The sequence below is a fragment of the Stenotrophomonas genospecies 3 genome (assembly GCF_054473855.1).
In genome coordinates this window covers 229,155-240,095 of record NZ_JBTMUR010000010.1, presented here as the reverse complement: position 1 = coordinate 240,095, position 10,941 = coordinate 229,155, and the positions used below count along the sequence as shown (strand labels likewise).

At 62.7% G+C, this 10,941-nt stretch carries 9 protein-coding genes and 8 tRNA genes; 15 read left to right on the top strand and 2 right to left on the bottom strand.

What is annotated here, in order from left to right:
* Positions 1–162: 162 nt before the first annotated feature.
* Together ACX9OT_RS15220 and ACX9OT_RS15215 are read right to left on the bottom strand one after the other, a co-directional pair.
* Positions 163–654, bottom strand: a complete 492-nt coding sequence (locus ACX9OT_RS15220) for a hypothetical protein (protein ID WP_162292252.1) — start codon at positions 652–654, stop codon at positions 163–165.
* Positions 655–663: 9 nt separating this feature from the next.
* Positions 664–1,584 (bottom strand): hypothetical protein, encoded by a 921-nt coding sequence (locus tag ACX9OT_RS15215; protein WP_459002778.1) that lies wholly within the window; start codon positions 1,582–1,584, stop codon positions 664–666.
* Positions 1,585–2,021: 437 nt separating this feature from the next.
* Between ACX9OT_RS15215 and ACX9OT_RS15210 the strand changes: the two genes are divergently transcribed.
* The 15 genes from ACX9OT_RS15210 to ACX9OT_RS15140 all read left to right on the top strand — a co-directional run bounded on the left by ACX9OT_RS15210 (position 2,022) and on the right by ACX9OT_RS15140 (position 10,940).
* The gene (locus tag ACX9OT_RS15210; protein ID WP_049461432.1) at positions 2,022–2,246 is read left to right on the top strand and encodes a hypothetical protein; all 225 of its coding nucleotides are present in this window, start codon (positions 2,022–2,024) and stop codon (positions 2,244–2,246) included.
* Positions 2,247–2,414: 168 nt separating this feature from the next.
* Positions 2,415–2,491, top strand: a tRNA-His gene (locus tag ACX9OT_RS15205).
* 79 nt (positions 2,492–2,570) lie between these two features.
* Positions 2,571–2,646 (top strand) — tRNA-Lys (locus tag ACX9OT_RS15200).
* 198 nt (positions 2,647–2,844) lie between these two features.
* Positions 2,845–2,920, top strand: a tRNA-Lys gene (locus ACX9OT_RS15195).
* A gap of 227 nt (positions 2,921–3,147) precedes the next feature.
* Positions 3,148–3,513 (top strand): hypothetical protein, encoded by a 366-nt coding sequence (locus tag ACX9OT_RS15190; RefSeq protein ID WP_317218157.1) that lies wholly within the window; start codon positions 3,148–3,150, stop codon positions 3,511–3,513.
* A 139-nt stretch (positions 3,514–3,652) separates the two neighbouring features.
* Positions 3,653–3,737 (top strand) — tRNA-Leu (locus tag ACX9OT_RS15185).
* 189 nt (positions 3,738–3,926) lie between these two features.
* A complete protein-coding gene (gene tig / locus ACX9OT_RS15180) occupies positions 3,927–5,222 on the top strand; it encodes a trigger factor (RefSeq protein ID WP_459002775.1) in 1,296 nt (431 codons plus the stop codon).
* A 76-nt stretch (positions 5,223–5,298) separates the two neighbouring features.
* On the top strand, positions 5,299–5,925 hold the full coding sequence (clpP, locus tag ACX9OT_RS15175; protein WP_004146318.1) for an ATP-dependent Clp endopeptidase proteolytic subunit ClpP: 627 nt from the start codon (positions 5,299–5,301) through the stop codon (positions 5,923–5,925).
* A gap of 126 nt (positions 5,926–6,051) precedes the next feature.
* Positions 6,052–7,341 carry an ATP-dependent Clp protease ATP-binding subunit ClpX gene (gene clpX, locus ACX9OT_RS15170; protein ID WP_049463494.1) on the top strand — a complete coding sequence of 430 codons (1,290 nt, stop codon included), beginning with the start codon at positions 6,052–6,054 and terminating at the stop codon, positions 7,339–7,341.
* 143 nt (positions 7,342–7,484) lie between these two features.
* A complete protein-coding gene (lon, locus tag ACX9OT_RS15165; RefSeq protein ID WP_049422624.1) occupies positions 7,485–9,935 on the top strand; it encodes an endopeptidase La in 2,451 nt (816 codons plus the stop codon).
* Positions 9,936–10,152: 217 nt separating this feature from the next.
* Positions 10,153–10,425, top strand: coding sequence for an HU family DNA-binding protein (locus ACX9OT_RS15160; RefSeq protein ID WP_004146343.1), 273 nt, complete (start codon positions 10,153–10,155; stop codon positions 10,423–10,425).
* 11 nt (positions 10,426–10,436) lie between these two features.
* A tRNA-Val gene (locus ACX9OT_RS15155) sits at positions 10,437–10,511 on the top strand.
* A 26-nt stretch (positions 10,512–10,537) separates the two neighbouring features.
* Positions 10,538–10,614: transfer RNA gene (locus ACX9OT_RS15150), tRNA-Asp, on the top strand.
* Positions 10,615–10,699: 85 nt separating this feature from the next.
* A tRNA-Asp gene (locus ACX9OT_RS15145) sits at positions 10,700–10,776 on the top strand.
* 87 nt (positions 10,777–10,863) lie between these two features.
* A tRNA-Asp gene (locus ACX9OT_RS15140) sits at positions 10,864–10,940 on the top strand.
* Position 10,941 lies beyond the last annotated feature (1 nt).

Sequence of the window (10,941 nt, the reverse complement as noted above, 5' to 3'; positions counted from 1 at the left end):
ACTGCGCCTGATTGTTGATTTCATTGAACATTCCTTTTCCAGAGGGAAAAGGTGTCAACCCAATTCAGGACGGGTCACGGCAAAGAAAAAAGGCCAGCGCTATGCGCTGGCCTTTTTCAATGTCGCGATGGATGCACTCTGGTCGAGTGCACCCCGGATGGATCACATCTGTTCCAGTTCGCCCACTCGCACCTTGCCGCCACCGCCGCAGTTGCCGTGGCAGCCGCCGCTGATCGGGCCGCTGCCGCCGCCACCACCGCCGCCACCGCCGCCGCCACCACCACCGCCGCGGGAGTTGGGCGGGAGGACGGTCGAAATCACTTCGCCGGAGTCGAAACCTGCACCTCGCCACGTGTAGTTGACGCAGGAAATACCGTTACAGACGGTCAGGACATCGCCGGTCTGGACGCGCGTCTGGGCAGTCCAGACCGTGGTCCGGCCGTCATTGAGCTTCTGGACCTCTTGGGAAAGCTGCTGGTTGGTCACCGGATCGGGATACGGGGTTGTCAGCGTGCATCCGGCGGTGCAGTTGATGACGCCAGGAAGCTTTTTCGCTTGAAGGCTCCCGGCCGCCATGAACAGCAGCACGCCTGCAATGGCGGGAATGGAGTTTCTACCAAGCGAAGGGATAATCCCAATCAGTCTAGCTTTCACAATAGGTCCTTATCGTGGGATGCAACAGTTCTTGAAGATTTCGTTCGATGAAATGCGGGCTTTCTCTTTCTCTTGGCTGCTCAGGTTTTTCTCATGGTTGGCAATGTCATTGGTGGTGGCAAAACGTGGGTCCAGCCGGTTGAGGACGCGGGTGTACGCCAGGGCCGCAACGGGATCCGCAGGAACGATGCCGCCATAGGTGTAGGCCATCGCCATGTCGCTGATGACATTGACGTTCCCTTGTGATTCCAGTTCGCGCAGATATCCGGTGGCGGTGTCCTTCCACGCCTCGAGCGCCGTGGGATCACGGATTGCGTCATCAAGCGAACCGATGACTTTCTCCGGCGATCGCGAGTAGGCGCGCATCGCTTCCTGCGAGCCCATGGCGGCGGCCTTCGAAAGCCAATCGGCGTGATAGATGTCCTGATCCAGAGCCAGCGACTCACACTCTTTGAGGATTCGTTCCGACCGCTCCAGGAACCAGTTGCCGGCCCCGACCGTGGTGGCCGAATCCGCCAGCTTGTCAGCGCGATCCGAGATGAAGGTCTGGCATTGCTCGATGGTTCGATAGATTTCGTAGGTTGCCGTGGCATCTCCGGATTCGGAGCGCAGCATCAGTTGCTTGACGTGGGCAAGCGCGTCACCGGGAGGCCGGAACTCATTGCCTCTTACGATTTCGTAGGCCTTGGGGCCCACGGCCTTGTACGAGCCCGGCGGGATTTTGTTGTCCCGCTCAAGCCTTTGCGCGGCCGCCGCACCTGACGCCGGAAGCTGCCTGCCCTGGTCAGGCCGTTCATCGAGGCTGCCACTCTTCCCGGATTCCTCTGCCGTGGCATCCGCAGTTGCCTGCTGCCGGTAGCCGGACATTGCAACGGCTGCCACTGCCAGCACGGCTGCCAGCGCGACGAATCCGATTAGCCGCTTGCTCATCTATTGATCTCACCTTCATTGCAGGAACCGGCATGGTTGCAAACGCGCGCCCTGCGTTCCATGTCCTGCAGCTAACGTTGTATGAATGGATCTCCCCCATTGCCGTTCCAGATCCATTCATGATCCATTCACTTAAAGTTCACGATCTCGGCAGCGCGTCCGACGACGGATGAGCTGTTTGCCAGCGCCTGACCTTCGGTGCGTGCGGCACGCACCTTCTGGTGCTCGGCATGAAATGCGGTTTCGAAAGACGCGGGAGATGTGGAGCAGGTGCTGGCCGAAGTGCATCAACTGCGCAGGCACCAACGGCGACCTACCCTGTACTGCGGCGGTGTCACCCGGCTGGCGTTGATTGGCCTGCTGATGGGGGCGACGGCCCAACGCAGTGTGTCGTTCGACGTGATCGAAACGATGTCGCCGATGGACAGCTGCGGCCGATGTTCTCGGCCGAAGATGAGTGCTTGCACGCGCAGGGTGTGCAAGCGATTACCCGTCGTGTGTTTCCTGGCAGGACGCAGTCGCGCAATGCGATGCTTCAGTTGCTCGACGGAGCGGGCCGGCCGCGCCTGCAGTTGCAGGTCACGCCGAAGGGGGAGGCCACGCTGTCATTCCTGGATGAGCATGGGGACACCGTGCGCGTGATCCAGGCGGAGCAGCCCTGATCTCCTGTTCCGGCCCCTGCACATCAATGTGAAGAAGTGCTTGCAATTCCTTCGCGACTCCCGGAAAATGCCGGACTCGCTTCGGGGGACGGACTTCTGGTTCCGCCCGGTAGCAAAGCATCAAGTTCCAACGTCAGCCTCATCGGCGGTGGAGCGAAAGTTCCAGTGGTGGCTGTAGCTCAGTTGGTTAGAGTACCGGATTGTGATTCCGGTGGTCGGGGGTTCGAATCCCCTCAGCCACCCCACTGATTCAACCGCATCGGCGCAGCCGAAACGGTATTGCAATAAACAGAAAGCACGCTACAATGTGCGTCTGAGTTTCACGGGCCGTTAGCTCAGTTGGTAGAGCAGTTGACTCTTAATCAATAGGTCCAAGGTTCGAATCCTTGACGGCCCACCAAGACAGAAGCCACCTGGTATCCTAGGTGGCTTTTTTCTTATAAGTGTGACTCCCATCGTTTCGATGGATCACGGGTTGCGGAGCCCCGCTTGGCCGTGGATCTGCAATGCAGCGGGACCGCAGTGCTGGTTTCAACGATGTTGAAAAAAGTGCTTGCACCCACCGAGCGGATCGGGTCATAATTCGCGCCCCGATTTCGGGCTGTTAGCTCAGTTGGTAGAGCAGTTGACTCTTAATCAATAGGTCCAAGGTTCGAATCCTTGACAGCCCACCAGACGAAAGCCACTTGGTTCGCCAAGTGGCTTTTTTCTTGCCTCACGCCGGGTGGCATTTCATCTACTGAAACGGCGCATGGCGTGGATCTACTGAAGCGATGCTGAAATCAGGGGCATACGCGTCATCAGTGTTTTCAATGCTGTGCGCTGCTTCTCACCGCATCCTTCCTGCATCGCACCCAATGGATCTTCCGCGCCGAAGGCGCATGCACGAAGGAAGATGTTGATGGCTGATATCAATCGATTGCACCGCACGCTGTGGGTTCCCTTCGCGTTGATGGCGCTGGCTGCCTGCGCGCCGGCCAATGATCCCGCGAAGACCGTTGAACGTGATGCGGGCACGGAGAGCACTCCGGCGCGCCCGGTGGGTGACGCCATGCAGATGCAGCCGGCTCAGCCTGCGGAAGCGGAGGTCCTGCCTGACGCGGTGGATGTGCAGCGCAATGCGGACGGTTCGGTGGATGTGCGCAAGGTCATGCCTGAGTCGGTGGCCCTGCGCCGTACCGACGACGGGGGCGTGGAGATCCGCAAGGGGGAGGCGCCCGCCGAACATGCAGGCATGGCACCGGCCCGCGCTGTACCGCAGCAGTAAGCCGCAGTCGTCCTGGCGGGCGGTGCGCCCGCCGGGGCGGCAGCGATGCAGGGGGCGCGGCCATCGCGACAGATTCAGTTTTGTGCAGGCCTTCCGCTTCCTGCCCCCGCCTGCGACAATGAACGCCTGAGCCGGCCACGCGAAAGTGGCGGAATTGGTAGACGCCCTGGATTTAGGTTCCAGTGCCGCAAGGCGTGGGGGTTCGAGTCCCCCCTTTCGCACCAGTGCCGGCCTGTCCCCGCCCTGATCGGGCCATCTGCGCCCCCTTGACCGGCACGCGCTGGCAGTGCAGGCCGAATTGGGCGAAACTAAAGGGCTGCGGCAAGCAGGCGCGTCCCAGACGTCGTGTCCTTACAACCGTTTCATCCCAATCATCGAGCCGGGGGCGTGGGCCACCGGTGGCAGGAGTCAACATGCAAGCTTCGATCGAATCCACCGGCAACCTGGAACGCCGCCTGAGCTTCTCGCTGCCGGAAGAGCGTCTGCAGAGCCACATCGTCGGCCGCCTGGGCGAAATCGCCCGTACCACCCGCATCAAGGGTTTCCGTCCGGGCAAGGTGCCGGCCAAGGTGATCGAGCAGCGCTTCGGCGCGCAGGTCCGTGGCGAGGCGCTGGACGGCCTGCTGCGCGAAACCTTCGATGCCGCCGTGCGTGAGCACGACCTGCGCATCGTGGGCAGCCCGCGCATCGACAAGGGCGAGGAGGGTGAATTCTCCTTCGTGGCCACCGTGGAAGTGGTGCCGGACTTCGGCGATATCGACGTCAGCAAGCTGACCGTCGTGCGCCACAGCGCCGAGATCACCGACGCCGACATCGACCAGATGATCGAAAACCTGCAGAACCAGCGTCGTACCTGGGCCCCGGTCAGCCGTGGCGCGCAGGACGGTGACCTGGTCGCGGTGGAAACCTGGTCGCAGGCCGGCGAAGAGCGCCTGCCGGCCGAGGGCACCGAGAAGGGTTCGATCGTGCTCGGCCAGGGCATGATGTTCGACACCATCGAAAAGGGCCTGGTCGGCCTGGCCAAGGGCGAAGAAAAGACCCTGGACGTCGAGTTCCCGGCTGACTGGCGCGTGCCGGTGCTGGCAGGCAAGACCGTGCAGGTCACCGTCAAGGTTGCCGAAGTGTCCGAGCCGGTCGTGCCGGCGGTCGACGAAGCCTTCATCAAGAGCTTCGGCGTGAAGGGCGGCGACGTCGAGCAGTTCCGCAGCGACATCCGCGCCAACCTGGAGCGCGAGCTGAAGGGTGCCCTGATGAACCGCCTGCGCCGCGAAGTGGGCGAGCAGCTGATCGCCGCCTACTCGTCGGTGGAAATGCCGCCGCGCCTGGTCGAGAACGAAGCCCGCGCCATGCTGGCCCAGCAGGTCGAGCAGATCCGCCGCAACGGCCAGAACGTCGGCGAGATCCCGGCCGATGCCCACGAAGGCTTCAAGGAAGCGGCCGCCAAGCGCGTGCTGGTCGGCCTGCTGGTCGGTGAAGTGGCCCGCATCAACGACCTGCGGCTGGAAGCCAAGCGCCTGAACGAAACGATGCGTCTGATCGCTTCGACCTACGAAGAGCCGGAACAGGTCATTGAGATGTACCGCAACGACCCCCAGCTGATGTCTGGCCTGCAGAACCGTGTGATGGAAGAGCAGGTGATCGACTGGATCGCCGAGCGTGCCCAGCACACCGAAGAGAAGCTGTCGTTCCAGGACGCGATCCGCCAGTAAGCCCGGGCGGATCACCGGATGCCCCGCGCCTTTGCCGGCGCGGGGTTGTTGCCCCCCAAGATAGGTACCTCACGTAATGGACAACCGAACCAAAGCCCTGAACCTGGTTCCGATGGTGGTCGAGCAGACCAGCCGCGGCGAGCGTGCCTACGACATCTATTCGCGCCTGTTGAAGGAGCGCCTGATCTTCCTCGTGGGCCCGATCGACGATCACATGGCCAACGTGGTGGTGGCGCAGTTGCTGTTCCTGGAGTCGGAGAACCCGGAAAAGGACATCAACATCTACATCAACTCGCCGGGTGGCGTGGTCACCGCCGGCATGGCGATCTACGACACCATGCAGTACATCAAGCCGAATGTGAGCACCACCTGCATCGGCCAGGCCGCCTCGATGGGCGCCCTGCTGCTGGCCGCGGGCGAAGCTGGCAAGCGCTATGCGCTGCCGAACTCGCGCGTGATGATCCACCAGCCGCTGGGTGGCTACCAGGGCCAGGCCACCGACATCGACATCCACGCGCGTGAGATCCTGACCCTGCGTTCGCGCCTGAACGAGGTGCTGGCCAAGCACACCGGCCAGTCGCTGGAGACGATCGCCCGCGACACCGAGCGCGACAACTTCAAGAGCGCCTTCGAGGCGCAGGCCTATGGTCTGGTCGACCAGGTCCTGGAGCGTCGTCCGGACGAGTCGATCCAGGCCGGCTGACCGGCCATCACGGGGCCAGGGAGGCCCCGTTCCTGCAGGGTCGGGCGGGACTGGTGTCCCCTCGGCCCTGTGCTATTCTCGAATCGAACCCCCGTTCAGCGGGTGGGGTAACTGGGTAAGCGAAGCATGAGCGAAGACCGCCAAGGTCGTTCCACGGACACCGGCAAGATCCTCTACTGCTCTTTCTGCGGCAAGAGCCAGCATGAAGTGCGCAAGCTGATTGCGGGTCCGAGCGTATTCATCTGCGATGAGTGCGTGGAGCTGTGCAACGACATCATCCGTGAGGAACTTGAGGAAAAGGCGCAGTCGGCGCGCAGTTCGCTGCCCAAGCCGCGCGAGATCCTCGAGGTCCTCGACCAGTACGTGATCGGCCAGAACCGCGCCAAGCGCACGCTGGCCGTGGCCGTGTACAACCACTACAAGCGCATCGAGAGCCGGCAGAAGAACGACGACGTCGAACTGGCGAAGTCGAACATCCTGCTGGTCGGCCCGACCGGTTCGGGCAAGACCCTGCTGGCCGAGACCCTGGCCCGCCTTCTCAACGTGCCGTTCACCATGGCCGACGCCACCACGCTGACCGAAGCCGGTTACGTGGGCGAGGACGTGGAGAACATCATCCAGAAGCTGCTGCAGAAGTGCGACTACGACGTCGAGAAGGCGCAGCAGGGCATCGTCTACATCGATGAAATCGACAAGATCTCGCGCAAGAGCGAGAACCCGTCGATCACCCGCGATGTGTCCGGCGAAGGCGTGCAGCAGGCCCTGCTGAAGCTGATCGAAGGCACCGTGGCCAGCGTTCCGCCGCAGGGCGGCCGCAAGCACCCGCAGCAGGAATTCCTGCAGGTGGACACCAAGAACATCCTGTTCATCTGCGGCGGCGCGTTCGCCGGGCTGGACAAGGTGATCCAGGCCCGTTCCACCGACGTCGGCAGCATCGGCTTCGGCGCCAAGGTGAAGAGCAGCGAGCGCAAGCAGGAAGTGGGCAAGGTGCTGGCCGAAGTCGAGCCGGAAGACCTGATCAAGTTCGGCCTGATTCCCGAGTTCGTCGGCCGCCTGCCGGTGGTGGCGACCCTGGAGGAGCTGGACGAGCCGGCCCTGATCAAGATCCTGACCGAGCCGAAGAACGCCATCACCAAGCAGTTCAAGAAGCTGTTCGAGATGGAGAACGTCGAGCTGGAGTTCCGCCCGGACGCGTTGTCGGCCATTGCCCGCAAGGCGCTCAAGCGCAAGACCGGTGCCCGCGGCCTGCGTACCATCGTCGAATCGGTCCTGCTGGACACCATGTACGACCTGCCGTCGCAGGAAAACGTCAGCAAGGTGGTGGTGGACGAGTCGGTGATCGAGCACAAGTCCGAGCCGTACCTGATCTACCAGTCCCCAGCGGCCCCTGAACAGAAGGCCGCAGGCGCCGAGTGATCCTTCCAGGTTGTTGATTGGAAAGGATTTTCAAGGAATGCCTTGCATCTGAAAGCCGATGGCCCCATAACGGGGCCATCGGCTTTTTTTGTCTCCGGAAGATGCCCTCCCGGAGGCGGTTTTCCCCCTTCCCTGGAGCCCCCATGGCCCGTTCCCCAAGTGAAACCCTCGACCTGCCGGTCCTGCCGCTGCGCGACGTAGTGGTGTTCCCGCACATGGTCATCCCGCTGTTCGTCGGCCGTGACAAGTCCATGCACGCGCTCGAACAGGCAATGGAGGCGGACAAGCGCATCCTGCTGCTGGCGCAGAAGTCGGCCGAGACCGACGACCCGCATGCGGCCGACCTCTACCAGGTCGGTACGCTGGCGCAGGTGCTGCAGTTGCTGAAGCTGCCCGACGGCACCATCAAGGTGCTGGTCGAAGGACTGTCGCGCGTGCAGGTCACCCACGTCGACGAGCGCAACGGCTCGCTGCACGGCCAGGCCGTGGAGATCGACGCCACCGACGAGCGCGAAGCACGCGAGGTGGAGGCGATCGCCCGCTCGCTGATGTCGCTGTTCGAGCAGTACGTGAAGACCAATCGCAAGCTGCCGCCGGAGCTGCTGCAGACGTTGTCGGGCATCGATGAGCCGGCCCGCCTGGCCGACACCATCGCCGCGCACATCAGCGTGCGCCTGGCCGACAAGCAGCGCCTGCTGGAAACGCTGGCCGTGGGCGACCGCCTGGAAATGCTGGTCGGCCTGGTCGACGGCGAGATCGACGTGCAGCAGATGGAAAAGCGCATCCGCGGCCGCGTGAAGTCGCAGATGGAGAAGAGCCAGCGCGAGTACTACCTCAACGAACAGATGAAGGCCATCCAGAAGGAACTGGGTGACCTGGACGACGCACCAGGCGAGCTGGAAGAGCTGGCCCGCAAGATCGCCGAAGCCGGCATGCCGAAGGCGGTTGAAGCCAAGGCACGCAATGAACTGAACAAGCTCAAGCAGATGTCGCCGATGTCGGCCGAAGCGGCGGTCGTGCGCAACTACCTGGAGTGGTTGCTGGGCGTGCCGTGGAAGAAGCGCAGCAAGGTGCGCAAGGACCTGAAGGCCGCACAGGACACCCTCGACGCCGACCACTACGGCCTGGAGAAGGTCAAGGAGCGCATCCTTGAATACCTGGCGGTGCAGTCGCGCGTGAAGCAGATGAAGGGCCCGATCCTGTGCCTGGTCGGGCCGCCGGGCGTGGGCAAGACCTCGCTCGGCCAGTCCATCGCCAAGGCTACCAACCGCAAGTTCGTGCGCATGTCGCTGGGCGGCGTTCGCGATGAAGCCGAGATCCGTGGCCACCGTCGTACCTACGTTGGTTCGATGCCGGGCCGCATCGTGCAGAACCTCAACAAGGTCGGCAGCAAGAACCCGCTGTTTGTGCTCGATGAGATCGACAAGATGTCGATGGACTTCCGTGGCGATCCGTCGTCGGCGCTGCTGGAGGTGCTGGACCCGGAGCAGAACAACGCGTTCAACGACCACTACCTGGAAGTGGACCTGGACCTGTCCGAAGTGATGTTCGTGGCCACCTCGAACTCGCTCAATATTCCCGGCCCGCTGCTGGACCGCATGGAAGTGATCCGCATCCCCGGCTACACCGAGGACGAGAAGCTCAACATCGCGACCCGCTACCTGGTGCCGAAGCAGATCAAGGCCAACGGCCTGCAGCCGGAAGAGCTGGAGATCGGCAGCGATGCGATCCAGGACATCGTGCGCTACTACACGCGCGAATCGGGCGTGCGCAACCTGGAACGCGAGATCGCCAAGATCTGCCGCAAGGTGGTGAAGGAGATCGCGCTGGCCGGCCCGCAGCCGGTGAAGGCGAAGAAGGGTGCGAAGAAGTCCAAGGCGCTGGTGAGCGTGTCCAGCAAGAACCTGGACAAGTACCTGGGCGTGCGTCGCTTCGACTTCGGTCGCGCCGAGGAAGAGAACGAGATCGGCCTGGTCACCGGCCTGGCCTGGACCGAAGTGGGCGGCGATCTGCTGCAGATCGAATCGACGCTGGTGCCGGGCAAGGGCCAGCTGATCCTGACCGGCCAGCTCGGCAACGTGATGAAGGAATCGGCTTCGGCGGCGTTGTCGGTGGTGCGTTCGCGCGCCGTGGGCTTTGGTATCGACAGCGACTTCCTGCAGAAGCACGACGTGCACCTGCACGTGCCCGATGGTGCCACGCCGAAGGACGGACCGAGTGCCGGTGCGGCAATGGTCACCTCGCTGGTGTCGATGCTGACCAAGGTGCCGGTGCGTGCCGACGTGGCGATGACCGGTGAGATCACCCTGCGTGGTCGTGTCACCGCCATCGGTGGCTTGAAGGAGAAACTGCTGGCCGCACTGCGCGGTGGTATCCGCACGGTCATCATTCCGGAAGAGAACCGCAAGGACCTTGCAGACATTCCGGCCAACGTCACCCGCGATCTGGAGATCGTGCCGGTGAAGTACATCGAAGAAGTCCTGGACCTGGCGCTGGAGCGCCCGCTGGCACCGAAGAAGGCGCGCAAGAGTGCGCAGCGTGTCACGGTGCGCAGCAAGGCCAAACCGAGTGGAAGCGCGCGCGTCAAGCATTGACGCGCGCTGTCCGATGGCCCGAAACCCGCGTCGTTGCTGGCTTTCCAGCTTGCGTGGGGGTAGGGCCACTGGTATAAAAGCAGCACTCGCGAATGAGTGATCGCTGTCAGCGATGACTGAATCGGCGAACCGTTTCCACATGGCGGCCGCATGCAGAAGGCGTGCGGTTGCTTCCCTGTCGAATAAGCGGAACCCACCGCCAAAGGAGTTGTAGAGAATGAACAAGACCGAATTGATCGATGCCGTTGCTGAAGCTGCCGACCTGACCAAGGCCGAGTCCAGCCGCGCTGTCGATGCCGTCGTTGCTGCCGTCACCAAGGCGCTGAAGGACGGCGATGCGGTCACCCTGGTTGGCTTCGGTACCTTCCAGGTCCGCGACCGTGCTGCCCGCACCGGCCGCAACCCGAAGACCGGCGACACCATCAAGATCGCTGCTTCGAAGAATCCGTCGTTCAAGGCTGGTAAGGCCCTGAAGGATGCTGTAAACTAAGCGGCTCGCTGGGGTGCTTAGCTCAGCGGTAGAGCGTCTCCTTTACACGGAGAGGGTCGGGGGTTCGAAACCCTCAGCACCCACCACAGCACCGCGGTAAAAGTTTGAGTGTGGAGCGGTAGTTCAGCTGGTTAGAATGCTGGCCTGTCACGCCGGAGGTCGCGGGTTCGAGTCCCGTCCGCTCCGCCATTCAACGAGGCCTCCGGCCAAAAGCTGGAGGCTTTGTTTTCTCCCCGGTCCAGGCCGGTGGGAAAACAGGAAATAGCAACAATGCGGAGCGGTAGTTCAGCTGGTTAGAATGCTGGCCTGTCACGCCGGAGGTCGCGGGTTCGAGTCCCGTCCGCTCCGCCACTACATCGAGGCCCCCGGCCTAAAGCTGGGGGCCTTGTCTTCTCACCGACAGGTTCGGAAGGAAGGCGAAAAAGTTCTTGCAAGAACGGAGCGGTAGTTCAGCTGGTTAGAATGCTGGCCTGTCACGCCGGAGGTCGCGGGTTCGAGTCCCGTCCGCTCCGCCAT

What these genes read in the sequence shown, in the direction of transcription:
- ACX9OT_RS15215 (WP_459002778.1), bottom strand. Translation starts at nt 1,584, where the DNA reads ATGAGCAAGCGGCTAATCGGATTCGTCGCGCTGGCAGCCGTGCTGGCA.
- ACX9OT_RS15210 (WP_049461432.1), top strand. Translation starts at nt 2,022, where the DNA reads ATGTTCTCGGCCGAAGATGAGTGCTTGCACGCGCAGGGTGTGCAAGCG.
- ACX9OT_RS15190 (WP_317218157.1), top strand. Translation starts at nt 3,148, where the DNA reads ATGGCTGATATCAATCGATTGCACCGCACGCTGTGGGTTCCCTTCGCG.
- clpX (WP_049463494.1), top strand. Translation starts at nt 6,052, where the DNA reads ATGAGCGAAGACCGCCAAGGTCGTTCCACGGACACCGGCAAGATCCTC.
- lon (WP_049422624.1), top strand. Translation starts at nt 7,485, where the DNA reads ATGGCCCGTTCCCCAAGTGAAACCCTCGACCTGCCGGTCCTGCCGCTG.
- tig (WP_459002775.1), top strand. Translation starts at nt 3,927, where the DNA reads ATGCAAGCTTCGATCGAATCCACCGGCAACCTGGAACGCCGCCTGAGC.
- ACX9OT_RS15160 (WP_004146343.1), top strand. Translation starts at nt 10,153, where the DNA reads ATGAACAAGACCGAATTGATCGATGCCGTTGCTGAAGCTGCCGACCTG.
- clpP (WP_004146318.1), top strand. Translation starts at nt 5,299, where the DNA reads ATGGACAACCGAACCAAAGCCCTGAACCTGGTTCCGATGGTGGTCGAG.